General features: G+C 64.4%; 19 protein-coding genes and 8 pseudogenes. 17 read left to right on the plus strand and 10 right to left on the minus strand.

Features of this window, described 5'->3' with window-relative positions; translation table 11 throughout:
• Positions 1-75: 75 nt before the first annotated feature.
• Positions 76-552: a winged helix-turn-helix transcriptional regulator gene (locus G6N41_RS25375; protein WP_012393391.1), complete on the plus strand. Its 477-nt coding sequence runs from the start codon at positions 76-78 to the stop codon at positions 550-552.
• 260 nt (positions 553-812) lie between these two features.
• On the plus strand, positions 813-1949 hold the full coding sequence (locus G6N41_RS25380; protein WP_198968023.1) for a cellulase family glycosylhydrolase: 1137 nt from the start codon (positions 813-815) through the stop codon (positions 1947-1949).
• 13 nt (positions 1950-1962) lie between these two features.
• On the opposite strand, the gene G6N41_RS25385 is transcribed toward G6N41_RS25380, so the two are convergent.
• Both G6N41_RS25385 and G6N41_RS25390 read right to left on the minus strand, forming a co-directional pair.
• Positions 1963-2406 (minus strand): LppP/LprE family lipoprotein, encoded by a 444-nt coding sequence (locus tag G6N41_RS25385; RefSeq protein ID WP_231608712.1) that lies wholly within the window; start codon positions 2404-2406, stop codon positions 1963-1965.
• 251 nt (positions 2407-2657) lie between these two features.
• On the minus strand, positions 2658-2972 hold the full coding sequence (locus G6N41_RS25390) for a hypothetical protein (RefSeq protein ID WP_198966012.1): 315 nt from the start codon (positions 2970-2972) through the stop codon (positions 2658-2660).
• A gap of 140 nt (positions 2973-3112) precedes the next feature.
• On the opposite strand from G6N41_RS25390, the gene G6N41_RS25395 reads away from it, so the two are divergent.
• The 7 genes and pseudogenes from G6N41_RS25395 to G6N41_RS25425 form a co-directional block, all read left to right on the plus strand.
• Positions 3113-3976 (plus strand): phytanoyl-CoA dioxygenase family protein, encoded by an 864-nt coding sequence (locus G6N41_RS25395; RefSeq protein ID WP_198966013.1) that lies wholly within the window; start codon positions 3113-3115, stop codon positions 3974-3976.
• 328 nt (positions 3977-4304) lie between these two features.
• Positions 4305-4397, plus strand: a pseudogene (locus G6N41_RS25400) (PPE domain-containing protein); the annotation flags it as partial.
• 164 nt (positions 4398-4561) lie between these two features.
• Positions 4562-5822 (plus strand): annotated as a pseudogene (gene istA / locus G6N41_RS25405) (IS21 family transposase); the annotation flags it as partial.
• A 47-nt stretch (positions 5823-5869) separates the two neighbouring features.
• A pseudogene (locus G6N41_RS25410) lies at positions 5870-6743 on the plus strand (IS5 family transposase).
• Positions 6744-6753: 10 nt separating this feature from the next.
• A pseudogene (locus G6N41_RS25415) lies at positions 6754-7014 on the plus strand (IS21 family transposase); the annotation flags it as partial.
• Positions 7011-7822 (plus strand): annotated as a pseudogene (gene istB, locus G6N41_RS25420) (IS21-like element helper ATPase IstB). The pseudogenes G6N41_RS25415 and istB, both read left to right, overlap by 4 nt.
• A gap of 67 nt (positions 7823-7889) precedes the next feature.
• Positions 7890-8165: pseudogene (locus tag G6N41_RS25425) on the plus strand (sterol desaturase family protein); the annotation flags it as partial.
• A 58-nt stretch (positions 8166-8223) separates the two neighbouring features.
• Here the strand turns inward: G6N41_RS25425 and G6N41_RS25430 are convergent.
• Positions 8224-8835: a TetR/AcrR family transcriptional regulator gene (locus G6N41_RS25430; protein WP_116268150.1), complete on the minus strand. Its 612-nt coding sequence runs from the start codon at positions 8833-8835 to the stop codon at positions 8224-8226.
• Positions 8836-8933: 98 nt separating this feature from the next.
• Between G6N41_RS25430 and G6N41_RS25435 the strand changes: the two genes are divergently transcribed.
• The 4 genes and pseudogenes from G6N41_RS25435 (at position 8934) to G6N41_RS25450 (ending at position 13738) form a co-directional block, all read left to right on the plus strand.
• On the plus strand, positions 8934-10604 hold the full coding sequence (locus G6N41_RS25435; RefSeq protein ID WP_198966015.1) for an FAD-binding dehydrogenase: 1671 nt from the start codon (positions 8934-8936) through the stop codon (positions 10602-10604).
• A gap of 150 nt (positions 10605-10754) precedes the next feature.
• A complete protein-coding gene (prrA, locus tag G6N41_RS25440; RefSeq protein ID WP_012396175.1) occupies positions 10755-11465 on the plus strand; it encodes a two-component system response regulator PrrA in 711 nt (236 codons plus the stop codon).
• 14 nt (positions 11466-11479) lie between these two features.
• Positions 11480-12820, plus strand: a complete 1341-nt coding sequence (gene prrB / locus G6N41_RS25445) for a two-component system sensor histidine kinase PrrB (protein WP_198968024.1) — start codon at positions 11480-11482, stop codon at positions 12818-12820.
• Between the two features lie 46 nt (positions 12821-12866).
• A pseudogene (locus G6N41_RS25450) lies at positions 12867-13738 on the plus strand (IS5 family transposase).
• A gap of 33 nt (positions 13739-13771) precedes the next feature.
• On the opposite strand, the gene arfC reads toward G6N41_RS25450, so the two are convergent.
• The 3 genes and pseudogenes from arfC to arfA form a co-directional block, all read right to left on the minus strand.
• Positions 13772-14410, minus strand: coding sequence for a channel accessory protein ArfC, sunset domain variant (arfC, locus tag G6N41_RS25455; protein ID WP_198966016.1), 639 nt, complete (start codon positions 14408-14410; stop codon positions 13772-13774).
• Positions 14410-14634, minus strand: a complete 225-nt coding sequence (gene arfB / locus G6N41_RS25460) for a channel accessory protein ArfB (RefSeq protein WP_198966017.1) — start codon at positions 14632-14634, stop codon at positions 14410-14412. The genes arfC and arfB overlap by 1 nt, the downstream gene beginning before the upstream one ends.
• A 12-nt stretch (positions 14635-14646) precedes the next feature.
• Positions 14647-15567, minus strand: a pseudogene (gene arfA, locus G6N41_RS25465) (channel-forming protein ArfA/OmpATb).
• 189 nt (positions 15568-15756) lie between these two features.
• On the opposite strand from arfA, the gene G6N41_RS25470 reads away from it, so the two are divergent.
• Both G6N41_RS25470 and G6N41_RS25475 read left to right on the plus strand, forming a co-directional pair.
• Positions 15757-16020, plus strand: coding sequence for a DUF2630 family protein (locus tag G6N41_RS25470; protein WP_011738616.1), 264 nt, complete (start codon positions 15757-15759; stop codon positions 16018-16020).
• A gap of 23 nt (positions 16021-16043) precedes the next feature.
• On the plus strand, positions 16044-17618 hold the full coding sequence (locus tag G6N41_RS25475) for a phytoene desaturase family protein (RefSeq protein ID WP_198966018.1): 1575 nt from the start codon (positions 16044-16046) through the stop codon (positions 17616-17618).
• Positions 17619-17622: 4 nt separating this feature from the next.
• Here the strand turns inward: G6N41_RS25475 and G6N41_RS25480 are convergent, their stop codons facing one another.
• The 3 genes from G6N41_RS25480 to pdxH all read right to left on the minus strand — a co-directional run bounded on the left by G6N41_RS25480 (position 17623) and on the right by pdxH (position 21698).
• Positions 17623-18918: a citrate synthase gene (locus G6N41_RS25480; RefSeq protein WP_012396181.1), complete on the minus strand. Its 1296-nt coding sequence runs from the start codon at positions 18916-18918 to the stop codon at positions 17623-17625.
• A 387-nt stretch (positions 18919-19305) separates the two neighbouring features.
• Positions 19306-20775 carry a flavin-containing monooxygenase gene (locus tag G6N41_RS25485; RefSeq protein ID WP_198966019.1) on the minus strand — a complete coding sequence of 490 codons (1470 nt, stop codon included), beginning with the start codon at positions 20773-20775 and terminating at the stop codon, positions 19306-19308.
• Between the two features lie 263 nt (positions 20776-21038).
• Positions 21039-21698 (minus strand): pyridoxamine 5'-phosphate oxidase, encoded by a 660-nt coding sequence (pdxH, locus tag G6N41_RS25490; protein ID WP_198966020.1) that lies wholly within the window; start codon positions 21696-21698, stop codon positions 21039-21041.
• A gap of 70 nt (positions 21699-21768) precedes the next feature.
• Between pdxH and G6N41_RS25495 the strand changes: the two genes are divergently transcribed.
• Positions 21769-22890, plus strand: coding sequence for a citrate synthase 2 (locus G6N41_RS25495; protein WP_012396184.1), 1122 nt, complete (start codon positions 21769-21771; stop codon positions 22888-22890).
• Positions 22891-22948: 58 nt separating this feature from the next.
• Here the strand turns inward: G6N41_RS25495 and G6N41_RS25500 are convergent, their stop codons facing one another.
• On the minus strand, positions 22949-24490 hold the full coding sequence (locus tag G6N41_RS25500) for an Ig-like domain-containing protein (RefSeq protein ID WP_198966021.1): 1542 nt from the start codon (positions 24488-24490) through the stop codon (positions 22949-22951).
• A 363-nt stretch (positions 24491-24853) separates the two neighbouring features.
• Here G6N41_RS25500 and G6N41_RS25505 point away from each other — a divergent pair, with 363 nt between their 5' ends.
• Complete coding sequence (locus tag G6N41_RS25505) at positions 24854-25069, plus strand: hypothetical protein (RefSeq protein WP_198965403.1); 216 nt, start codon at positions 24854-24856, stop codon at positions 25067-25069.
• Positions 25070-25113 lie beyond the last annotated feature (44 nt).

Consider the following 25113-nt stretch of genomic DNA (forward strand, 5'->3'; position numbering starts at 1 on the left):
ACTCCTGGTAATGACGGCGGTTCCGTCAAGTTACCACCATGGTTCAGAAATTGAACCGGGTACAGTTGTTGAACTATGGGCGCCGCCGATCTGTCCCACCGCTTCGAAGGGGAGTCGGTTGGCCGTGCCCTCGAGCTGGTCGGCGAGCGCTGGACCCTATTGATCCTGCGCGAGGCGTTCTTCGGCGTGCAGCGCTTCGGCCAGCTCGCCCGCAACCTCAACATTCCGCGCCCCACCCTGTCATCGCGGCTGCGGATGCTCGTCAATGCGGGCCTGCTGGACCGGGTGCCTTACTCCCAGGATCCGGAGCGCCACGAGTACCGGCTGACCGACACCGGCCACGAACTGTTCGCCGCGATCGTCGTCCTCATGCAGTGGGGAGACAAGCACTTGCCGAACCCCGACGGCCCACCGATTGTGTTGCGTCACCATTGCGGCCAGTTCGTCGAGCCGCGCCTGATCTGCGCCCACTGCGGCGAGGAGATCACCGCACGCAATGTCACACCCGAAGCCGGGCCCGGCTTCGGCGACGCGGTAGCCGCGCCAAACTGAGCGCGCAGACGCGCGGCACCACAGAGTCTCCCGAGACGTCTTCGACAAGACGCTCACGCCATCCTACACAGTGCGCTCGGCCGGTGTGGCACAAGACAATCCACGGCGTTGCGCCGAGACTTCACCCCGCCGGCCGGGTAGCCTGGATGGTGTTCAGGAGATAACAATTTGCAATCCCAGGTTGTTGCGAATCGATAAGCATGCCTAGACACGTCAGCGCGCAAGACCGGACAGATCGCCCGCGAAATTATCGTCACTTGGTGCAACGTCGAACGGCTCTCAAACTGCCGCTGCTGCTGGCGGCCGGCGCCGCGCTGGCCCAGACCCCCCGCGCCACCGCTGCGGCAGGCCGGTGGTCGGCTGAGCGCGCCAACACCTGGTACCAGACCCAAGGCTGGATCGTCGGCGCCAACTACATCACCGCCAACGCCATCAATCAGCTCGAGATGTTTCAGCCCGCCACCTACGATCCGCGGCGCATCGACAGAGAGCTGGGCTTGGCCCGGTTGATCGGGTTCAACAGCATGCGAGTCTTCCTGCACGATCAGCTGTGGGCCTCGGATCAAAGGGGCTTTCAGACTCGGCTGGCACAATTCGTCGCCATCGCGGCGCGCCACGGCATCAAACCTCTTTTCGTCTTGTTCGACTCCTGTTGGGACCCGTTCCCCAAGCTGGGTCAGCAGCGTGCGCCAAGGCCCGGCGTGCACAACTCGGGTTGGGTGCAAAGCCCCGGCGCCGAACACCTCGGCGACCCCAGCTACCAGGCCGTTCTGCACGGCTACGTGACTGGAGTGTTGAACCAGTTCCGCAACGACAACCGCGTATTGGGCTGGGACTTGTGGAATGAGCCCGACAATCCGGCGAAGGTGTACCGAAAGGTGGAGAGAAAGGACAAGCTGGAGCGGGTCGCGGAGCTACTCCCCCAGGTGTTCCAGTGGGCGCGCGAGGTCGATCCCAGCCAGCCCTTGACAAGCGGTGTCTGGCAGGGAAATTGGTCGGATCCGGGCAAGCGCTCCACCATCGCCAGCATCCAGCTCGACAATGCCGACGTCATCACATTTCACAGCTACGCGGCACCGGCCGGCTTTGAGGCCCGTATCGACGGACTTGCGCCGCTGGGGCGGCCGATCATCTGCACCGAGTACCTGGCGCGCTCCCAGGGCAGCAGTGTCGAGGGGGTGCTACCAATCGCCAAGCGTCGCAACGTCGGCGCCTTCAATTGGGGTTTGGTCGCCGGTAAGACTCAGACCTACCTACCGTGGGATTCCTGGGATCATCCGTACACCAAGCCCCCGAAGGTATGGTTCAGCGATCTTCTGCAACCCGACGGACGGCCCTACCGGGAGAGCGAAATACAGACCATCCAGTCGCTGACCGGCGCCCGAAACCAGGACTGACGACAGGCGTGGGTCACCAAGCCGGCGCCGGGTCCAACATCGCGACGTGGTCGCCCTTCCACTCGTACCTCACCGTCGTGATCGGTCCGGGGCACGCCGTGCAGACGTCTCTGCCGTCTTTGTAGTCGAGCGCCACCGTGTCATCGGTTGTCTTCGCCGCATTCAGCGTCGTAAACGAATACGCCTTTGTGGTGGCAATACCGGCGGAGGTGCCGTTGTGAAAAAGCAGAACGAGGTCCGGTGAGCTGCCCGTCGCGCCTTCAACGCTGATGATGACAGCCGACAGTGTGGAACACGGGTTGTAGTTGCTACTCGGATCGAAGCTGCGCGGATTGGTGTCCCACGGGTAGCTCTGCGGCAGGGTTGGCAATGACTTGATCGCTGCCTGGATCTCTGGGGCATTGAGGTTGACCCCACAGGTCGGTTCCGCTTGTGCCGGTGGCGCCAGCGGATTCAAGGCGGCCAGGACAGCGACCGTCGCTGCCCAACCAACTATTCGCATGGAAGCACTGCCTCCTCTCCCCGGAATGCGTTGTCGCAGACTTCATCGCGGCCGATCTCCGGGCATTCGATGAGCCCTGACCTCACCGAGTACACAGGCGATTGCACGGGCCGACAAGGGCGGGACGAGGGAATGTCGCAGATCTGAGTCGAAGTTGGTATGCAGCTGATAGCTGGCCAGTAAGAAGGTGCGGCGCCGCCGAACGGTCAATCCAGGGCAAGTGTTGGGGAAAGGGTGTTGTGCGCCTCGTCGATCCACGTGTCGGCCAGCCGGGCGGCCTCAGGCACGCTCAGTCCCGTCTGGTCGATGTCGTTTGCGTGTTCGGCGACGTCGACAATCTGGGTGCGTGGCCAGCCTTGCGCCAGAGCCAGGCATATCGTTTGTTCGGCTTGCTCCTGGTGATTGGGCCAGTCGGGCTCGAACATGACCGGTTCGGCCTGGGCCATGGCGATAATGCCCGGAAGTGCGGCTGGACCAGCGAGCGCGATCACCAGCGACAGGGCTGACAGCAACGTCTTCATGGCGCCAGGGTACAGATCGAGCCGTCAGCCGCCGCCTGGTCTGACCCATTTCCGGCCATCGTCGGCTTACTGTGGTGGTGCGAGCCGTCGCCGCGCAGGGCTGGCCGCCGTTGGTGCCAGCGGGAAAAGGACGAGTGCCAATGAGCATTGATGACGAAGCCGTCACAAGCTTGGAAGACCTCAAGGGCGATCTGGCGCACCGCCACAAATGGACGCCAAGCGGCGGAAGCTCGGTCGACAGCGCGACCATCGAGGCCGACATGGCGGCCCTCGACCGCGACGGCTTCGTCATCTGGGAGAACCTGCTCAGTGCCGAGCAGTGCCGGCTGATCCGAGAGGTCGTGCGACCCTGGCTCGAGCACACCGGACGTAACTCATTTGAGGGCCGGCGCACCCAACGCATCTACAGCGTGTTGAGCAGGACGCGAGTGTGCGACCGGCTTGCCGATCATCCACGGGTGCTGGCGGTGCTCGATCGGATATTGATGCCCAACTACCTGCTTTCGGCATTGCAGGCGATCAACATTCTGCCCGGAGAAGACGCGCAGCTACCCCACCATGACGACGGGTTCTACCCGATTCCGCGGCCCAGGGCACCCTTGGCGGCGGCGACGATCTGGGCGATCGACGACTTCACCGCCGACAATGGCGCCACGGTGGTCATCCCCGGCAGCCATCGTTGGGGCAGACGTCCGCCGGGCCCGGACGATCAGGTGCTGCCCGTCGTGATGCCTGCCGGCTCGTGCGTCTTCTTCGTCGGTACCCTCTGGCATGGTGGTGGCGCCAATACCAGCACCAGCGAGCGTCTGGCCGTCACCGCCCAGTACTGCGAACCGTGGCTGCGCCCGATGGAGGCCTATACCCTGTCAATATCGCGCGAAATTGCCCGAGCGGTCTCCGACGACATTCGCCGGATGCTCGGCTACAGCATCCATCCCCCGTTCGTTGGCGCGGTTGATGGCCTGCACCCGTTGCGACTGTTGGAATCCGGGCCTGATTCCTAGGTTTGGATGCGTGGTTGGGATTGGTAGCCGCGAGCGAATGCAAATATTTCGCGAATCATCCGAACCGTCTTCGGCCTGACTACCGCGAAGGACCGCAAATGAACACGTCCCCACCCTGACGCGAAACACTGGTCACGGGCGTCGCGCAAACCGCGGGCATCCGAGCCCGGCCGACGCCACCGCGTCGACGATGCGGTCGAGCTTTTCTCTTCAAAGGCGGCAACATGCCGCCAAGTCAGTCATTAAAATTACGCTTTCAAATAGCGCCACGGTGACAACGAGCAATTGCCCCCGACGCTGAGAAGGCACTGGTACGAGGACGACAGTGATGAACTTTTCGGTGTTGCCGCCAGAGATCAATTCGCTACGGATATTCGCTGGCACGGGGTCCGGGCCAATGCTGGCGGCCGCAGCCGCCTGGTGTCCGTGGCCATGAAAAAGTAGCCACTGGTGGCCAAGTCGAGGTATCCAGTTTTGGCCAGATAAAAGTATCCACCCCGTGTTCGTCGTGTCGATCAGGAACTGTGGGCCCCGATGGTGACGGTGAAGGCGCCAACCAATGGCCATCACCACCGGGGAGTTCCATTGAAGTCTGTGAAGGACCGCATGGACATCATTTCTGCCGATCAACAGCTCGGGTCGTACCGGGCCGCCGCCGACGCGTGCGGCACCACGCATCGCACCGTCAAGAAGATCATCGACAAATTCGAGGCCGACCAGGCCGGCATACCGCCGGCACGGCGGGCCGAACGAGGGCACAACTACGATTCGGTGGCCGAGCTGGTCGCCGAACGTGTCGAGAAATCTGGAGGCCGGATCTCGGCCAAGCGGCTGCTGCCGATCGCCCGCACCGCAGGCTACCAAGGCTCGGATCGCAACTTCCGGCGTCTTGTTGCCGAGGCGAAGACGTTGTGGCGCAGCGCCAATCACTGCGGGCGCCGTCCAGCGGTATGGTCACCAGGGCAGTACCTGGTGATCGACTGGGCCCAAGCGGCACCGGGATTGTTCCTGTTCTGCGCGGTGCTGGCATTCTCCCGGTGGCGATTCGTGCGTTTCGCCGCCGACCAGAAGGCCTCGACCACGCTGGCGTTGATCGCCGAAACCCTGTCGGCGATCGGCGGGGTCCCGGCGTGGGTGCTGGCTGATCGGATGGCCTGCCTCAAAGGCGGGTAGTCGCCAATGTGGTCGTCCCGACCCCGGATTACATCCGACTGGCCACCCATTACGGGTTCGCCCCGGACTTCTGTCACGCCAACGACCCACAATCCAAGGGCATCGTGGAGAACCTGTGCGGCTATGCCCAACGCGACCTGGCGGTGCCGCTGCTGACCCAGTCCGCTGTCGACGGCGTGCCGATCGACATCCGGGCCGCCAACGCCGCTGCGCGGCGTGGTGCGACGAGGTCAATGCCCTGGCGCACTCGGAGATTCAGGCGATTCCCGACGAACGGTTGGTCTCCGAACGCCAAGTACTGCAACCACTTCCATCGTTGCGCTTACAGATCGGGGCGCCCACGGTGCTGCACAAGGTCGACCGACTCTCCTGTGTGCGCTACGGCTCGGCCCGCTACTCGGTACCCACCCGGCTGATCGGCACCACCGTGGCAGTGGTGGTCGATCACGGCGCGGTCTGCCTGGTCGAACCGGCTACCGGGATGATCGTGGCCGAACACGAACTGGTCGCCCCAGACTCAGCGTCGATCCTCGATGAGCACTACGACGGGCCAAGGCTGGCACCGAGTCGGGGCCCGCGGCCCAAGACCAGCGTGGAGAAGCAGTTCTGCGCCCTCGGCGCGGACGCCGAGGCATTCCTCGTCGGCGCCGCGGCGATCGGCAACACCCGCCTAGGGCGTGTCTGCTTAATGTGAATGGTGTTTTGGCTGATGCTGTTTGGGTGATGCGGACGCATGCGATTTCTGATGATTTGTGGTCGCTGATCGTGGCGGTGTTGCCTGCGGGGCGGCGGCGTGGCCGGCCGTGGAACGATCATCGACATACTCTGGAGGGCATTATCTGGCGTTACCGTACGGGATCTCCGTGGTGTGACCTGCCCGAGCACTTCGGTCCCTGGCAATCAGTGGCCGAGAGGCATCTACGCTGGTCGGTCGATGGCATCTACGCGCGGATCTTCGCGGCGATCGCCTCTGACCTCGACGCCGAGGACGCCGACCTGGGCGCACTGTTGTCGGTCGATTCGACCAGTGTGCGCGCCCACCAACACGCAGCCGGAGCGCGCCCCGGGCGCCGCACAGGGGGATCTGTCGAATTACAAGAAATATCTCGATGAGCCCGATGACCACGCCATTGGGCGTTCCCGCGGCGGGCTGACTACCAAGATCCACGCCTTGACCGACCAGCTGTGCAGTCCGGTCACCCTGGCACTGTCGGCCGGTCAAGCCGGTGATAATCCGATGCTTTGGCCACTGCTGGCCGCCCGGTGCAGCAACTCATACGCCCCGTTTCACCTGCTGGCGGACAAGGCGTACTCCCATGACTCGACGCGGGCACAGCTGCGCCGGCTCAAGATCGCCCACACCATCCCCGAGCGCAGCGACCAGATCACCCGCCGCAAAGCCAAAGGCCGCAACAGAGGACGGCCTCCGGGGTTCTCAGGCCGAATCTACAAGCACCGCAACACCGTCGAGCGAAGCTTCAACCGGCTCAAACACTGGCGCGCGGTCGCCACCCGCTACGACAAATACGCCCTGACCTACCTCAGCGGTGCCACCCTGGCCGCCATCATCACCTACCACCGCGTCCGCAATTAGCAGACAGGACCTAGCCGCAGAGCTGGAGATCCTGCTCGCCCTGGGGGCCGCCCACGGCACCGACGCGCTGATCGCGGCGCTGCACCGGGCGGTGGCGTTTCGCCGGTTCCGGGCCGCCGACGTGCGCTCCATCCTGGCCGCGGGCACCGGAACCCCACAACCCCGCCCTGCCGGGGATGCGCTGATTCTGGACCTACCGGTCGCCCCGATGCGTTCCCTGGACGCCTACAAGATCGGACCCGTCGGAGCCGATGACGAGGTGATCTCATGACCACGACATCACCAACGACTGCCGTCGAACCCGTGGCGCCGCCGTCGTTGCCGCCGCTGGCCGCTGATCTGGATGCCGGGCTGCGGCGGTTGAAGTTGGCCGCGGTGCGGCGCAGCGCACCGAGGTCTTGCTGACCGCCAAGACCCAACGCTGGACTCCTGAGGAAGTGCTGCGCACGCTCGTCGAGACCGAACTGGCCGCCCGGGATGCCTCCAACATCGTCAACCGGCTCAAGGCCGCCGCGTTCCCCGTCTCGAAAACGTTGGAGTCCTTCGACGTGGCCGCCTCGTCGATCCCGCCGAAGGTTTTCGACTACCTGTCAAGTCTGGAATGGATACGGGCCCAACAGAACCTGGCGATCATCGGCCCGGCCGGCACCGGCAAATCCCACACCCTGATCGGGTTGGGGACCGCGGCGATCCACGCCGGGCTCAGGGTCCGCTACTTCACCGCCGCTGATCTCGTCGAGACCCTCTACCGCGGCCTGGCCGACAACACCGTCGGCAAGATCATCGAATCGCTGCTGCGGGTCGACCTGATCATCTTGGACGAACTCGGCTTCGCCCCACTCGATGACACCGGTACCCAACTGCTGTTCCGCTTGGTCGCCGGCGCCTACGAACGCCGCAGCCTGGCCATCGGGTCACACTGGCCCTTCGAACAATGGGGCCGGTTCCTGCCCGAGCAGACCACCGCAGTCAGCATCCTCAACCGCCTGCTACACCACGCCAGCCTCGTCATCACCGACGGCGACTCCTACCGCATGAAGGACGCCCAGCACCGGAAGGAGCAACCCACACCAACCTAGGAACTACCGCCCGGGGTGGATACTTCTATCTGGCCACCAGCGGATACTTCAACTTGGCCATTGACAGTATCTAGACAAGAATTTCGGCGGAATTCTCATCATCTGGGATCGCATGCTGGGCACATTCCAGGCCGAAGAATTCCGCCCACACTACGGACTCACAAAACCGGTCCACACCTTCAACATCTGGAAGCTACAAACCAACGAATACGCGGCGATAGTCCGAGACTGGCGCTCAGCAACTCGACTACGCGATCGACTCGGCTACGTCTTCGGACCGCCGGGCTGGAAACCGCAGACACCCGCCAACCAGGAAACCGGCAGGCTGCCCAAGTCCGCTTGACCCCCAAGCCGTCGAGTTGGCAATCCGCCTCAGCCGACCCGCGCAGCACCGCCAGGTCTCAGCGGATCAACACCACGCCAAGAAGTTGACTGAGCCAAGCTCGTGCCGCGTCCTGGTCGCCGTCCAGTAGAAGTTGAATGCTGACCCCGTCATAGGCGGCGACCACGGCGCGGGCGGCGTCGGCAACGCTGCCGATCGCTGCGGGTAGTTCGACATCGCTGCCAGCAAGCCGGTCTTCCACTGCGGCACGCAGCTGCGCCCGGTGGGCCGCCAGGCGTTGGGCGAGATCCGGGTGGCGGGCGGCGTGCATCAGGAAGTCAGTCTTGATGAGCAGCCAGTCGCGGTCGAGCAACAAGGTGCTGGCGATTCGATCCACTGTCCCGGGCACGTCGGTGGGATCGTCGACGCTTGCCATGGCGGTGCCGACCTGTTCGGAGATCAAGGTGGCGCGCTGGTCATAGAGGGTGAAGAAGAGTTCCTCGAGGCTGTCGAACTGCGAGTAGAACGCCCCCCGGGTGTAGCCGGCCGCCGCACACACATCCTCGATGCGCACGTGCCCGAACCCTTTGTCTGCGAACACCCTGAACGCCGCATCGACCAGCCGGGCCCGAGTCTCGGCGCGCCGCTTGGTCACGCGCGCCGGCGTGGCAGTGTTGGCTTGCGGTGTCATCTACATCACACTCCGATACATCAAAGCATCCGATGTATTAATGTATCAGATGTGTGGGCGTAGGGCATACTCACACATAACTCTAGGAAGGCTGTCGGATGGACGCTGATGTCATCGTCGTCGGTGCAGGTTTGGCCGGGCTGGTCGCCACTCACGAACTCACCCGCCGGGGTAAGAAGGTCGCGGTGGTCGATCAGGAGAACGAGAAGAACCTCGGCGGTCAGGCCTTTTGGTCGTTCGGCGGACTCTTCCTGGTGGACAGCCCCGAACAGCGCCACCTCGGAATCAAAGATTCCCTGGAGTTGGCGTGGAACGACTGGTCCGGCAGCGCGGCGTTCGACCGGCCCGACGATGAAGACTTCTGGGCCACCAAGTGGGCGCGCGCCTACGTGGAGTTCGCCGCCGGCGAGAAGCGCTCTTATCTGACCGACCTCGGAATCCGGTTCATGCCCACCGTGGGATGGGCCGAGCGCGGCGACCTGCGCGCCGAGGGCCACGGCAACTCCGTTCCCCGTTTCCACATCGCCTGGGGCACCGGCACCGGCGTCGTGGAACCGTTTGTCGACTCCGCTCTACAGAGCGCCATGGACAAGCTGGTGACCTTCTACAATCGGCACCGCGTTGACGAGCTGGTCATCATCGACGGCGTTGCCACCGGGATCAAAGGCACCGTGTTGGCGCCCGATGACGCGGAGCGCGCCACTCCGTCCAACCGCGACGAGGTAGGCGAGTTCGAACTGTCGGCGCAGGCGGTCATCATCACCACCGGCGGGATCGGCGGCAACCACGACATGGTGCGGCGATACTGGCCGGACCGGATGGGCACCCCGCCAGCCTCGATGATCACCGGCGTGCCCGCCTATGTCGATGGCCGGATGCTCGACATCGCCAACGACAGCGGGGTACGCCTGGTCAACCGCGACCGGATGTGGCACTACACCGAAGGCGTCAACAACTGGGACCCCATCTGGCCCAAGCACGCCATCCGCATCATCCCCGGCCCGTCGTCGATGTGGTTCGACGCACTGGGGCGCCGGCTACCGGCCCCCTACCTGCCCGGCTACGACACCTTGGGCACCCTGCGCCACCTGCGCACCACCCCCGAGATCGCCAAGTACGACCACTCCTGGTTCATCTTGAACCAGAAGATCATCAAGAAGGAGTTCGCCCTCTCGGGTTCCGAGCAGAACCCCGACATCACCGGCAAGAGCCGCAAAGCCGTTCTGCAAGAACGGTTTTTAAACAAGGACGCGACCGGTCCGGTCGAGGCGTTCAAGCGCCACGGCGCCGACTTCGTCGTCGCCAACAGCCTGGAAGAACTCGTCGAGAAGATGAACGGCCTGACCGACGAACCGCTGCTGGATCCGGCCGCGATCCGCAGGCAGATCGAAGCGCGGGATCTGCAGGTCGCCAACCCATTCTGCAAGGACGTTCAAGTTCAGGGGATCCGCAATGCGCGACGCGCCCTTGGCGACCGGCTCGGCCGCGTCGCGGCGCCACACCGCATCCTCGACCCCAAGGCGGGGCCGCTGATCGCGACGAAACTGCACATCCTGACCCGAAAAACATTGGGCGGCATCCAAACCGATCTGTCGTCGCGCGCGATAGGCAACAACGGCGAACCGATCGCGGGCCTGTATGCGGCGGGAGAGGTCGCGGGGTTCGGCGGCGGCGGCGTGCACGGTTATAACGCGCTGGAAGGCACGTTCCTGGGCGGCTGCATTTTCTCCGGGCGCGCCGCTGGCCGTGCTGCCGCCGACGCCGTCTGAGCGGGTCGCTGACCCTCGCGAGCAGACGTGGAATCGCACAAGATCTGCGATCTTGATGCGATTCCACGTCTGCTCGCGCCAGTGGCTCCCAAATAGCTAGCCGCGACCCGGCGCCTACCCTCCCACCGCCATAGCCGGCAATCAGGCAAAATGGGCGGCATGGACACTGGTGCGAACTCACCTCGGGTCTTGGTGGTCGACGACGATTCCGATGTGCTCGCCTCGCTGGAGCGCGGTCTGCGGCTGTCCGGATTCGAAGTATCGACCGCCGTCGACGGTGCCGAGGCCTTGCGCAGCGCCACCGAGACCCGGCCGGACGCGATCGTGCTCGACATCAACATGCCCGTGCTGGACGGCGTCAGTGTCGTTACCGCACTGCGTGCCATGGACAACGACGTCCCGGTCTGTGTGCTGTCCGCGCGCAGCTCGGTCGATGACCGAGTGGCCGGTCTGGAGGCCGGCGCAGATGACTATCTGGTCAAGCCATTCGTGCTGGCCGAATTGGTGGCCCGGGTCAAAGCGCTGCTGCGTCGCCGCGGGGCCACCGCGACATCTTCATCGGAAACCATCACGGTGGGCCCGCTGGAAGTAGACATCCCCGGCCGACGGGCCCGGGTCAACGGTGTCGACGTCGACCTCACCAAGCGCGAGTTCGACCTGCTCGCGGTCCTGGCCGAGCACAAGACGGCGGTGCTGTCGCGGGCACAACTACTCGAACTGGTGTGGGGCTATGACTTCGCCGCCGACACCAACGTCGTGGACGTATTCATCGGCTACCTACGCCGCAAGTTGGAGGCCAACGGCGGCCCGCGGCTACTGCACACGGTCCGCGGGGTCGGATTCGTGCTCAGGATGCAATGAGTGCAATGACAGTGATGAACATCTTGTCGCGAATTTTCGCCCGTACGCCCTCGCTGCGCACCCGGGTGGTCGTCGCGACGGCCATCGGCGCCGCGATTCCGGTGCTCATCGTCGGAATCGTGGTCTGGGTCGGGATCACCAACGACCGCAAGGAACGGCTGGACCGCCGGCTGGACGAGGCCGCGGGTTTCGCCATCCCGTTCGTGCCGCGTGGCCTCGACGAGATACCGCGCTCCCCCAATGACCAGGACGCACTGATCACGGTCCGCCGGGGCGACCTGGTCAAGTCGAACTCCGACATCACGCTGCCCAAGCTGCAAAAGGACTACGCCGACACCTACATCCGGGGGGTGCGTTACCGGGTGCGGACGGTCGAGATCCCCGGACCGGAGCCAACATCGGTCGCGGTGGGCGCGACCTACGACGCGACCATCGCCGAGACCAACAACCTGCACCGCCGGGTGCTGTTGATCTGTACGTTCGCCATCGGCGCGGCAACGGTATTTGCCTGGCTGCTGGCCGTATTCGCGGTGCGGCCCTTCAAACAACTCGCCGAGCAAACCCGCTCGATCGATGCCGGAGACGAGGCGCCGCGGGTAGAAGTGCACGGCGCCAGCGAGGCCATCGAGATCGCCGAGGCCATGCGAGGCATGCTTCAGCGCATCTGGAATGAGCAGATTCGAACCAAGGAGGCGCTGGCCTCGGCGCGCGACTTCGCCGCGGTGTCCTCCCACGAACTGCGCACTCCCCTGACCGCCATGCGAACAAACCTCGAGGTGCTTTCCACCCTGGATCTTCCCGACGACCAGCGCAAAGAAGTGCTCAACGACGTGATTAGGACGCAATCGCGAATCGAGGCCACCCTGGGTGCCCTGGAGCGGTTGGCCCAGGGCGAACTGTCGACATCCGAAGACCATGTGCCGGTTGACATCACCGAGTTGCTCGACCGTGCCGCCCACGACGCGATGCGCATTTACCCCGACCTCGATGTGTCGCTGGTGCCCTCGCCGACCTGCATCATCGTCGGCTTGCCGGCGGGGTTGCGGCTGGCCGTGGACAACGCCATCGCCAATGCGGTCAAACATGGCGGGTCCACCCGGGTCCAGCTGTCCGCGGTCAGTTCACGGGCCGGGGTCGAGATCGCCGTCGACGACAACGGCAGCGGTGTCCCCGAAGCCGAGCGCCAGATGGTGTTCGAGCGGTTCTCCCGAGGGTCGACGGCGTCGCATTCGGGCTCCGGCCTCGGGTTGGCCCTGGTGGCCCAGCAAGCCCACTTGCATGGCGGGACCGCGTCACTGCAGAACAGCCCACTCGGCGGCGCGCGACTGCTACTGAAACTTCCCGGCCCCAGCTAGGGCGTGTCTGCTTAATGTGAATGGTGTTTTGGCTGATGCTGTTTGGGTGATGCGGACGCATGCGATTTCTGATGATTTGTGGTCGCTGATCGTGGCGGTGTTGCCTGCGGGGCGGCGGCGTGGCCGGCCGTGGAACGATCATCGACATACTCTGGAGGGCATTATCTGGCGTTACCGTACGGGATCTCCGTGGTGTGACCTGCCCGAGCACTTCGGTCCCTGGCAATCGGTGGCCGAGAGGCATCTACGCTGGTCGGTCGATGGCATCTACGCGCGGATCTTCGCGGCGATCGCCTCTGACCTCGACGCCGAGGACGCCGACCTGGGCGCACTGTTGTCGGTCGATTCGACCAGTGTGCGCGCCCACCAACACGCAGCCGGAGCGCCCCGGGCGCCGCACAGGGGGATCTGTCGAATTACAAGAAATATCTCGATGAGCCCGATGACCACGCCATTGGGCGTTCCCGCGGCGGGCTGACTACCAAGATCCACGCCTTGACCGACCAGCTGTGCAGTCCGGTCACCCTGGCACTGTCGGCCGGTCAAGCCGGTGATAATCCGATGCTTTGGCCATTGCTGGCCGCCCGGTGCAGCAACTCATACGCCCCGTTTCGCCTGCTGGCGGACAAGGCGTACTCCCATGACTCGACGCGGGCACAGCTGCGCCGGCTCAAGATCGCCCATACCATCCCCGAGCGCAGCGACCAGATCACCCGCCGCAAAGCCAAAGGCCGCAACAGAGGACGGCCTCCGGGGTTCTCAGGCCGAATCTACAAGCACCGCAACACCGTCGAGCGAAGCTTCAACCGGCTCAAACACTGGCGCGCGGTCGCCACCCGCTACGACAAATACGCCCTGACCTACCTCGGCGGTGTCACCCTGGCCGCCATCATCACCTACCACCGCGTCCGCAATTAGCAGACAGGACCTAGTCCGATAGCGCGAACAGCGTCACTTCCAGAGCGTGCTCTTGCTCCACGCGGTGAAGAATGCCCGCGCGGCGGCCGCTTCGTCCTGAAACCAGACCTGAGCGCACGTCGTCTCGTACGACGAGTCCTCGGGGGTGTAGTAGTGGCGGGTGTCGTTGCGCCCCTTAACGACCCAGCCCTGGGGCCCAGTGCCGTCGGCATCGGCTCGGGCCGAACCCGGGCCGTACGGGGCAAACCGCCCCGGCGCCAGCCGGTCAGCCGAGGACTCCTCGGCAACAGCGGTCTTTTCGGTCGGTGCCCTCTTGGCCCGCGCAACCTTTTTCTTCGGAACTCGCTTGGCCCCCACCATGCGCTTCACTAGGCGCTTCCTGGCCCCAGCAATCTTGCGCGCGGCGGCCTTTTTCGCGGCGGCGGTCTTCTTCTTCGCGCCGGGAACCTTCTTCTTGGGCGCGTCCTCGCCTGCGGCAGCCTTCTTTTCGCGTGGCTCGGCGGTCGCCGTCTTCATCGCCGGGGGCTTGGTCTCGGCGTCTGCGGCGTCGGCTCCGGCCCCCGAAGCAGCGGCTGCCACTTGGTATTTGGTGGATCGGACCATCAGGGCGCAGGTCAATACCAGTCCGAGTAGGAACGACAGGATTATCAACCACCAGTGCACATGGGCCATCACTGCGCCACCTCGGTCTGGTGGGACTCGGCTGGATCCGGCTCCTCGGCCTGCACGGTTTGCTCGGTCTGCTCGGTCTGCTCGGTTTGCTCGGTCTGCTCGGCCTCTACCGCCTCCGCTGTGGTGGCGACCGGTTTGATCGACACCGTGACAATCCCCCAGGCAACGGCCGAGCCCACAACGAAGGCAGCCAGGTAGTACAACCACTGGATCACGAAATCCACGCTGGATTCTCCTTAGCTGACCACGATTTCGACACGGCGGTTCTTGATGCGGCCCTCGGCCGTGTCATTGCTGGCGATCGGGTTCGCCGAGCCGAGACCCTTGGCGGTGATGTGATCGGTGGCAACGCCGTGGGCCACGAGGAAGTCGGCCACCGTCTGGGCACGCTGAGCGCTCAACGGAATGTTGAGGCCTTCGCTGCCGCTGTTGTCCGTGTAGCCGTTGACCGTCACCTTGGCATCCGGACACGCCCTCAACTTGTCCACCACCTGAGTCAGGACCTTATTGCTGTCCGGGGTCAGGCTCACCCCATCGTTCCCGAAGGCGATCGCCCCACCGGTCAGCGCCGTGACGGCCGCCTGCAGGTCGGCACATGCGCCGGTGGCCGCGGGACCCGTTGGAGGGGTGCTGCCAGCAGGCTGCCCCTTGACCTCGATCTGGTTTTCCACGTTCACGTCGGGCCAAACGCTCGTTGCCGCGCTTCCGACCGCATCCTTCTGGTCCGGCGATGCGGCGGTTCCGGTCAAGGTGATGGTGTCCCGTTCCACCTTGAGGGTGAAATCCGGAATCGGCCCGCTGGCGGAGAAAACAGGTTCGGCGTTGGAGAAATCAAGCGCGCGGACCTTGGGATCGATCTGGATCTGATCGACCACGGTGACATTTTGACTCAGCAGGCCCTTGAGCGACGTCATCAGCGCCGCTTTGGCATCTTAATTGGGAAAATCGCCGATTAGCGTCAGGGTATTGCCACTGCGGCTCACCGACAGCAATGACAACGACAACTCGGGCCGATCTGGCTTAGCGGAACTCGCCGTAACGGTCGGGAGCTCACCGGTCGGCCCGTTGACCGACGTCGGACGCTGGTAGGCGCCGTAACCGAGGGCCGCCAACAGCAATGGAATAACCACCACGCCGATTAGCCAGGAAACGCCCAGCGGGCGCCGTTCGAATTTCGGTTCCTTCGGCGCCTCGGTGGGTGCGGGCGCCTCGCCAAGCCCGCGTCGTTACCCACCCGCACTTCTCCTTAGCGTCAGTTGGTTGCACAGCCCTCGCGGTGCCCCTGGCGATATGCAGCCTACCGACTCCCCGCCAGAGCAATTACCGATGTCAGGCACACTGGAGCAATGGCTAATGGGCGGAAACCGACGGACAGCGAAACCCTGGCCCATATCCGCGACCTTGTCGCCGAGGAGAAGGCATTGCGTGAGCGGCTTGTGCACCGCGAAATCTCCGAGTCAGAGGAGCATGAACGACTGCGCCTCATCGAAATCGAACTCGACCAGTGCTGGGATCTGCTGCGCCAGCGCCGGGCGCTGCGGGAGACCGGCGGCGACCCGCGGGAGGCAAGCGTGCGTCCCGCCGGCCAAGTCGAGGGATACTCCGGCTGACACGACCCCGCACTGACACCAGAATGAAAGAATTCGATGTCGTCGTTGTCGGCGGCGGCCACAATGGCCTGGTCGCGGCCGCGTACCTGGCACGGGCGGGTCTGCGCGTGCGGGTGCTCGAGCGCCTGGGACACGTCGGCGGGGCAGCAGTCTCGATCCAGGCGTTCGACGGCGTCGAGGTTCGTCTATCCCGGTATTCCTACCTGGTCAGCCTGCTGCCGCCGCAGATCATCAAAGACCTGGGTGCCCCGGTCCGGCTAGCCCGGCGCCAGTTTTCGTCCTATACCCCCCAACCTGACACGCACGGACGCTCCGGCCTGCTGATCGGGACCGCCGGCGACGACACCTTTGCCGCGGTCGGCGCGGCCGGCGATGAGCCCGGGTTTGCCGCGTTCTATCGGCGCTGCCGGCTGGTGACCGAACGCCTGTGGCCGACGCTGCTCGAGCCGCTACGCACCCGCGACCAGGCCCGCCGCACCGTGGTGGACTGTGGCGCCCCCGAGGCACTCGGCGCCTGGCACGCCATGATCGAGGAACCGATCGGGCGCGCCATCACCGCCGCGGTGCACGATGACCTGGTTCGTGGCGTGATCGCTACCGACGCGCTGATCGGCACCTTCGCCGGGCTCGACGAGCCATCTTTGACCCAGAACATCTGCTTCCTCTATCACCTGCTCGGCGGCGGCACCGGTGACTGGGACGTCCCGATCGGTGGCATGGGTTCGGTGACCGCGGGGCTGGCCGCCGCCGCCACCGGATACGGCGCCGAAATAGTGACCGGCGCGGAAGCTGTCGCGGTCACCCCGAACGGTGACGTGCGCTATCGCGCTGGCGACGACGAACACCTGGTCCGCGGGCGCTTTGTGCTAGCCGGCGTCACCCCAGCGGTCCTGGCAAAGCTGCTGGGCGATACCGAACCAACCTTGGCCCCGGGCGCACAGGTCAAGGTGAACATGGTGCTGCGGCGACTACCTCGGTTGCGTGATGCCGCCGTCACACCCGAACAAGCCTTCGCCGGGACATTCCACGCCAACGAAACCTGGACCCAGCTGGAAGCCGCGCACCAGCGCGCGGCCGCCGGGCATCTGCCGGATCCGTTGCCGTGCGAGGCGTATTGCCATTCGCTGAGCGATCCGAGCATCCTGTCGCCCGCGTTGCGTGACTCCGGCGCGCAGACCATGACGGTGTTCGGCCTGCACACGCCGCACTCGGTGTTCGGAAACGCCGACCCCGACGTGCTGCGCGACCAACTCACCGCAGCGGTGCTGGCCTCACTGAACTCGGTCCTGGCCGAGCCGATTCAGGACGTGCTGCTGACCGACGCCCATGGCCGGCCGTGCATCGAGACCACGACCACCGCAGACCTACAGCACACGCTGCACATGACCGCCGGCAACATCTTCCATGGCGCGCTATCGTGGCCATTCGCCGAAAACGACGACACCCTGGACACCCCCGCCCAGCAATGGGGGGTGACCACCAACCACGACCAAATCATGCTGTGCGGCTCGGGCGCCCGGCGGGGCGGCGCGGTGTCGGGTATTGGCGGGCACAACGCCGCTATGGCGGTGTTGGCCTACCTGCGGCAAGACCGCTGACCGACTACCGCCCGTCCATCGCGACATAGTCGCGCTCGGTGTAACCGGTGTAGATCTGGCGCGGACGCCCGATCTTGCTGTCACCCTCGTCGTGCATTTCGCGCCAATGCGCGATCCAGCCCGGCAGCCGGCCCAGCGCAAACAGCACGGTGAACATCCGGGTGGGGAAACCGAGGGCACGGTAGATCAGGCCGGTGTAGAAGTCGACGTTGGGGTAGAGCTTGCGCTCGATGAAGTAGTCGTCGGTCAACGCCGCCTCTTCGAGCTCCTTCGCGATACCCAGCAGGGAGTCATCGCCGCCGAGCTTGGACAGGATCTTGTCGGCCTGCTCCTTGACGATCCTGGCGCGGGGGTCGTAGTTCTTGTAGACGCGGTGGCCAAAGCCCATCAGCTTGACGCCGGCTTCGCGGTTCTTCACCTTGCGGACGAACTCGCTCACGTCGTCGCCGCTGTCGCGGATCTGCTCGAGCATCTCGAGCACCGCCTGGTTGGCACCGCCGTGCAGCGGGCCCCAGAGGGCGTTGATGCCGCCCGAGATCGAGGTGAACAGGTTGGCCCGGGAGGAACCCACCAGCCGCACCGTGGAGGTCGAGCAGTTCTGCTCGTGGTCGGCGTGCAGGATGAACAGCATGTCCAGCGCCCGCACCACCTCAGGGTCGGGGTGGTAGGGCTCGGCGGGGAAGCCGAACGTCATCCGCAAGAAGTTCTCGACCAGCGTCAGGGAGTTCTCCGGGTAGAGGAACGGCTGGCCAACCGACTTCTTGTAGGCGTAGGCGGCGATGGTCGGCAGCTTGGCCAGCAACCGGATCGTCGAGAGCTCAACCTGCTCGCTGTCCATCGGGTCCAGCGCGTCCTGGTAGTATGCCGAGAGCGCGTTGACCACGCTGGACAGCACCGGCATCGGGTGGGCGTTGCGGGGGAAACCGTCGAAGAACCGCTTGAGGTCCTCGTGCAGCATGGTGTGGCGCTGGATCCGGCCGGTGAACTGGGCGAGCTGGTCGGTGTTGGGCAACTCGCCGTAGATCAGCAGGTAGCAGACCTCGATGAAGGTCGACTTCTCCGCCAGCTGGTCGATCGGGTATCCGCGGTAGCGCAGAATGCCGGCGTCACCGTCGATGTAGGTGATTGAGCTTTTGCACGACGCGGTATTGACGAAGCCGTTGTCGAACGTGGTGTGTCCGGTCTTGGACAGCAGCGGGCCGAGCGCAATGCCGTCAGCACCCTCGGTGGCATGGGCGATCTGCAGGTCGATCTCGCCCCCCGGGTACTTCAGAGTTGCGGTGTCGTCGGTGTCGGACACGAGAACCCCTTTGCGTTCTGGCTGATATGACCGCCCCACTCGGTGCGTATAGCTGAAGGTAGTCGTTGACACGATGGCGCGCCTGCCCGGGGTCGTATCTGCTGGCCCGGTCGATCTCCGCGACCCTGCTGCCGGTGGCCATGACGGGCCACCGTGGCATGCCCCGACAAACCCTTTGCATATTCCGTGCGGAAGCCGGATGAACGATCAGACAACCGAATGCGCGCGATCGAGCGGATTGCCGACCGTGCCACACCCCGCCCATCCGCGCCTCGCGAGTCATTAATATTCAGCGACAAATATTTCTGCAGGAACTATTTTCATAGAGTTAAATCACGCGGTCCACCGGTCCACCGATCGAAGCGCCGGAAATCGCGCGTGGCCCGGCTACCAGGCTAGGACATCGGGCCGGCGACGCAAGTGATACTGATCGAGGTCGGGATCGGCGAGCATGGCCCGATGCTCGGCCGGCGCGAATGGCCACACCTCCGGCACCCCATCATCGTTCAGATACCAGCTGCTGCAACCCGTCGTCCACACCGTCCTGGGCATGGCAGCCCGCAGCTTGGCATTGAATTCATCGGTTGCCCACGACGTCGGCTCGACCGTGTCGAACTCGCTGCTGCGCCACCGCTGTATCCAGCGCAATATGTGATCGGCCTGCGATTCGGCAATGCCAGTCAACGGGTAATTCCCCACTGGACTATGCGGACCCAGCAGCATGAAAAAGTTCGGAAAGCCCGGCATTGCCACCGTCTGATACGCATATGGGCCGCCGCGCCATAGCTCGTCGATCTCGACACCGTCGCGGCCGATCAGCTTCATCGGCCGGAAGAACGCGTGCGAATCGAATCCGGTGGCGAGCACGATGACGTCCACCTCGCGCAGCACCCCGTCGTCGGTCACGATGCCCGCGTTTTCAATGCGGTCGATGCCCGTTGTAACCAGCTCGACATCGTCACGCTGAATAGCACGGTAGAACCCCGAGGACATCACCAGCCGCTTACACATCGGCTGGTAGTCCGGAGTCAAAGCCTGGCGCAGGTGTGGATCCCGGACCAGGCGCAGGCTGGCACGGCACGTCATCCCCGTTACGCGGCGATGCCAGCCCGGCCTGGTCAGCGCCGCGGTGAATTGTTCGAAGGCCCGGCCCCATATCTTGTAGGCCAACGATTCGAGCCACGGCGCCCCGCGGTAGCAGGCACGACTCACCTTTGAGTACTGCCTGTTAGGCCACGGCAGGATCCACTGCGGGGTGCGCTGCAACATGGTGACCTTGGCCGCCACACCCGCCAGGGCGGAGACGAGTTGCACGCCGGTTGATCCGCTACCGATCACCGCCACGCGCTGCCCCTGCACCGCGACCCGATGATCCCACCGGGCCGAGTGAAAGGCGCTGCCTCCGAAGTCGTCCAAACCTGCGATCGCCGGCACCCGCGGGTGGTGCAGCAAACCGGTGGCCACGATCAAGAAGTCGACCGCCGTCTCTTCGCCGCTATCCGTCACCACCGACCAGTGATCGTCTTCAAATCGAGCGCTGACGATTTCGGTCCCGAAACGAATCCGGTCCCGCAATCGATAACGGTCGGCAATCCCACAGAAGTAGGATTGAATTTCGCCGCCCGGCGAGAATAAGTTCGACCAATCCGGATTCCTGGCAAACGAGTACTGATAAAGCCGCGAAGGCACATCACAGACCAGGCCCGGATATGTGTTCTCACGCCATGTCCCACCGACCTCATCGGCCTTCTCGTAGATGGTGACATCGGTAATTCCACTGTTGAGCAACGTAATTGCCATGCAGATTCCGGCCATACCTGCGCCAACGATGGCGACGGAAGGATCACGCCTTGTCATTGATCAGCTGCTCCCAATAGACGCGCACTACCAAAATTTCCTGCTAAAACTTCCTTCTAAAATGCCGTTCGATAATGCGACATGCAAAAAGGCTGCGTTGACACAACAAGATAAGGGTCCAGTACCCGCCGCTGTCAAATTAAGCCGAAAGCGCCACATATATCAGAATCCAATTCTGATTTATGTGGCGCGCGGAAATTGAATGCATTACGCACCCGGCGCAAAAATCACCGACCGCAATTAGTGCGAAAGGTTTGCCGATCTCAGGGTTGCAGACGTTCGATCTGTGCGCCGCTGACCCGAATCCGATTGTGCACCCGGTTCTCCCGGCCCTGCCAGAACTCGACCACCTCAGCTGCGATGAGATAGCCGCCCCAATTCGGCGGCACCGGGATGCGCTCGACGTCGGCAAAGCGCGCCGTCACCTGCGCCAATTTGTCGAGCAATGCCGCGCGCGACGCGATCGGCTGCGACTGGTGCGACGCCCATGCGCCCAGCCGAGACCCACGCGGCCGCAAAGACCAGTAGTCCTCGGTCACCTGCGCAGCGACCCGGCTCACCGGGCCACGGACGTGAACTTGGCGCCCCAGCTGGTACCACGGAAACGTCACGGACGCGTACGGAGTCTCGGCCAGCTCGGCGCCCTTGGCCGAGTCATAGCTGGTGAAAAACGTAATTCCGGCCTCATCGACCGCCTTGCACAGCACCGACCTGCTGACCGGGCGCCCCTGCGAAACGGTGGCCAGCACCATCGCGTTGGGTTCGGCGATCCCGGCATGTTCCGCGTCGTCGATCCACTTACGAACCAGCGCAAGCCATCCGTGGCCGAGCCAGTCCGCATCCAGGTCGGGACTGGCATCCTTTTCGGGTGACCCATATTCCACCCGCATCGCGGCCAGGCGCTGCTCGTTTGGCCCTGTCATTGCGCCAACGCTACCGGTGGGGCTACTAGGCGGTAGTTTCCGCCCCGAGGTGGAGTGCAAGAATTTGGCTATGACTGTGGTCCCGGAAGATTTTGTCCCTGGCCTCAATGGCGTAGTCGCCTTCACCACCGAGATCGCGGAGCCGGATAAAGACGGTGGCGCGCTGCGCTATCGCGGCGTCGATATCGAAGATCTCGTTAGTCTGCGGGTGACATTCGGCGATGTGTGGGCGCTGCTGGTCGACGGGGAATTCGGCCGCGGGCTGCCGCCCGCCGAGCCATTCCCGCTGCCGATCCACACCGGCGATGTACGAGTCGACGTTCAGGCTGGGCTGGCGATGCTGGCGCCCATCTGGGGCTACGCCCCACTGCTGGACATCGATGACGCCACGGCCCGCGAACAGTTGGCGCGTGCGTCGGTGATGGCGCTGTCGTACGTCGCTCAATCAGCACGCGGCATCTATCAGCCGGCCGTGCCTCAGCGAGTCATCGACGAATGTTCAACGGTCACGGCACGTTTCATGACGCGATGGCAAGGCGAACCGGACCCCAGGCACATCGAAGCCATTGACGCCTACTGGGTGTCGGCCGCCGAACACGGCATGAACGCCTCGACCTTCACCGCCCGCGTCATCGCCTCTACCGGCGCGGACGTCGCAGCGGCACTTTCGGGCGCGATCGGTGCGATGAGCGGGCCGCTGCACGGCGGTGCACCGGCTCGAGTCCTCCCCATGATCGAGCAGGTCGAGCGCACCGGAGACGCCCGCGGCCTGGTCAAGGGCATTCTGGACCGCGGCGAGAAGCTGATGGGCTTCGGGCATCGGGTCTACCGCGCGGAGGACCCGCGGGCGCGGGTGCTGCGCGCCACCGCCGAGCGGCTGGCGGCACCCCGGTACGAAGTCGCGGCGGCCTTGGAACAGGCGGCCCTGGCCGAGTTGCGTGAGCGCCGTCCCGACCGAGCCATCGAGACCAATGTCGAGTTCTGGGCCGCGGTCATTCTGGACTTCGCCGGCGTCCCGGCCAACATGATGCCGGCGATGTTCACCTGCGGGCGGACCGCCGGCTGGTGTGCCCACATTCTCGAGCAGAAGCGGCTGGGCAAGCTGGTCCGCCCCTCCGCGATCTACGTGGGTCCGGCGCCGCGCACCCCGGAGTCGGTCGCGGGCTGGGACCGGGTGCTGACCACCGCATAGAACGCGTCCGGATAGGTCGAATCGAGCACCAAATACCAAGCGCTACAAACTAGTTCGGTTAAGAGACGTTGGTGGTCTCGTAGTGGAAGGCGACCGCCGGAGGACTGTGGTCCGACAACGGTTGCCCGTTGGAATTGTTGAAGTTGGGCGCCTCATTGCTGTAGGCGGTGGCCTGCAGCGTCACTCCCGTGCCACTGCGATAGAAGATCTTGTCGAGCAATTCGCATTCGTTGCCGACCATGCAGTCCGGCGCGAACGGCGGCGTGGTGGGGCCGTGCTCGACCTCCACCCAGGCGTCGGTGAGCCCGGTGGAACCGGCGAAGTCGAGCAGGCCGGCTTGATCCTCGGAGTACAGCGCGTTGAAGTCGCCGGTGACGATCACCGCGCGGCCCGCGGAGTTCTGCAGGATGTAGTTGGCAAGCTGCCTGAGGTTGGCGTTGGTAAGCACCCCACCACCGGTGTTGGCATGCAGGTTGTAGAGGTCCATGGTGTTTCCGCCCGGCAGTTGTAGCTGCGAGTAGCTAAAACCCTTCGGGGTGAGGCAGTTGTCGGCATCGCATTGAAACCACGTCTGCCGGTCGAGCCTTTTCACCTTGAACACGGCGAGGCTATTGAGCCCGTCGGAGAAGGGCACACCGATCGGCCACAGCAAGGTGGGCGGGCTGGGCGGTGTCTGGCTGGGCATCCTGGACTTCTTGATCAGGAATTCGTGGTAGCTGAAATCCTCCTGGACGTTGGACACCGAAAGGTTGTTGAGCCGCTTCCCGATCTCCTTGGTGTAGAGAAAGCGCGGCAGCATCGCGCTGGAGAGCGGGAACGGCAGCCCGGCGATGTTGTACGTCAACATGCTGAAGTCGCCGCTGATCGTGTCGGTCGGGATGTTGCCAACGAAGATCGTCACGGTGGCGACGTCGTCGTGGCCGTGAAACGGGCCCAAGTATCCGGCTAGCCCGTGCACGTGCAGGCTGGTGTCATCGCTGACCGCAACGGTGAACGTGTCGATGCCAACGAAATTCGGCTCGGGTGTGTAGACGAAGGCGGCCCTGCTCTCGTCGATGTTCACCATGCCGTGCTGAGGCCCACCAGGGGTGCCGCGGGGATTGACCTTGAAGGTCATCCTGTTGCCATCCGGGTCGTAGGCCGAAAACGGAACCAGGCCCGTCGAGCCGTTGACGTCGATCTTGAGTTGTTGGGGCGTGGCCACCGGCGTGCGGTTTTCGAGGATCGGCACCACTCCATTGCGGATTGAGGCCAGGAAATTGATCACGGCGTTGAGCAAGTCATCGGGGATGTTGCTGGGATCAAGCTGTGGCGTACCCATCCCTGGCGATGCCGCACCCGGCAGAGCCGTACCGGGCAGTACCGCTCCCGGCTGCGCCACACCGGGCACCGCACCCGGCTGTGCCGCCCCCGGCAGCAGAGACGCTGCGGTGTTCTCGCCGCCCGGCGGCGCGGGGACGTCGGCCCACGATTCACCACTGGAGGCGTCCGAATCAGTTGGTGCGGCAGGGCCGATCGCCTGATCGGTTGCCGCCGCAGCACCCACCACCAGAACGAACACCAGCGCCCCGACCCGGACCGCATGGCTGGCGTAACCCATAAATTCTCCTTGTGCCTCCACCGGGAAAGTGGCTTCGTCGGATGACGCTTTGCCGGTCGATGCGCAAGCTCGCGGTGGCTTGCCGGGCAAGCTCGATGCGAGCCAGGCCCAGCAAAGCCAACGGCCCGTCCGACGGCATCGACTGACAAAGTGGCGGTATTGAGGTGTCGCGCTGCTCACCAGGATGTTCGAGGTGTGCAACCGGGAGGTCCGTAACGTGCAGCGAAGTCTGCCGCCCCACCAGAGCTATTGTCAATACCGCGGCAAGCATCACGAGAAATGCCCGTGAAGCGTCCTCGGTGCATCACGTAAAAATGCCCGCGAAACGGTCGATCCTCAGCAGGCATGGGAAGTGGGCTGTCGATGTCGTCTCGGACCGAGATCACCGCGAAGTTCGCCAGGGCGTATGTGGGGGCACCGAAGGCGGACAAGGGGCAGATTCTGGATCAGGTGGTGGCGGTCACCGGCTGGTCGCGTGACAACGCCCGGCGGCGGTTGAGGGCGGCGGCCGCGCCGCCGGGAGCGGGTCGGCAGGTCGCCAAACGGACTCGCCGGCAACGCAATCCGAAGTACTCCTAGGATGCGCTCAAGGTGTTGCAGAAGGTGTGGGCGGCCTCAGGCGG

It is taken from the genome of Mycobacterium shottsii (assembly GCF_010728525.1).
In the GTDB taxonomy this organism is placed as follows: Bacteria; Actinomycetota; Actinomycetes; order Mycobacteriales; family Mycobacteriaceae; genus Mycobacterium; species Mycobacterium marinum.

Bases quoted from the DNA above. Each gene is read 5' to 3' on its own strand.
- G6N41_RS25375 (WP_012393391.1), top strand. From the start codon at position 76: ATGGGCGCCGCCGATCTGTCCCACCGCTTCGAAGGGGAGTCGGTTGGC.
- G6N41_RS25390 (WP_198966012.1), bottom strand. From the start codon at position 2,972: ATGAAGACGTTGCTGTCAGCCCTGTCGCTGGTGATCGCGCTCGCTGGT.
- G6N41_RS25395 (WP_198966013.1), top strand. From the start codon at position 3,113: ATGAGCATTGATGACGAAGCCGTCACAAGCTTGGAAGACCTCAAGGGC.
- G6N41_RS25430 (WP_116268150.1), bottom strand. From the start codon at position 8,835: ATGACACCGCAAGCCAACACTGCCACGCCGGCGCGCGTGACCAAGCGG.
- G6N41_RS25435 (WP_198966015.1), top strand. From the start codon at position 8,934: ATGGACGCTGATGTCATCGTCGTCGGTGCAGGTTTGGCCGGGCTGGTC.
- prrA (WP_012396175.1), top strand. From the start codon at position 10,755: ATGGGCGGCATGGACACTGGTGCGAACTCACCTCGGGTCTTGGTGGTC.
- prrB (WP_198968024.1), top strand. From the start codon at position 11,480: ATGAACATCTTGTCGCGAATTTTCGCCCGTACGCCCTCGCTGCGCACC.
- arfC (WP_198966016.1), bottom strand. From the start codon at position 14,410: ATGGCCCATGTGCACTGGTGGTTGATAATCCTGTCGTTCCTACTCGGA.
- G6N41_RS25470 (WP_011738616.1), top strand. From the start codon at position 15,757: ATGGCTAATGGGCGGAAACCGACGGACAGCGAAACCCTGGCCCATATC.
- G6N41_RS25475 (WP_198966018.1), top strand. From the start codon at position 16,044: ATGAAAGAATTCGATGTCGTCGTTGTCGGCGGCGGCCACAATGGCCTG.
- G6N41_RS25485 (WP_198966019.1), bottom strand. From the start codon at position 20,775: ATGACAAGGCGTGATCCTTCCGTCGCCATCGTTGGCGCAGGTATGGCC.
- pdxH (WP_198966020.1), bottom strand. From the start codon at position 21,698: ATGACAGGGCCAAACGAGCAGCGCCTGGCCGCGATGCGGGTGGAATAT.
- G6N41_RS25495 (WP_012396184.1), top strand. From the start codon at position 21,769: ATGACTGTGGTCCCGGAAGATTTTGTCCCTGGCCTCAATGGCGTAGTC.
- G6N41_RS25500 (WP_198966021.1), bottom strand. From the start codon at position 24,490: ATGGGTTACGCCAGCCATGCGGTCCGGGTCGGGGCGCTGGTGTTCGTT.
- G6N41_RS25505 (WP_198965403.1), top strand. From the start codon at position 24,854: ATGTCGTCTCGGACCGAGATCACCGCGAAGTTCGCCAGGGCGTATGTG.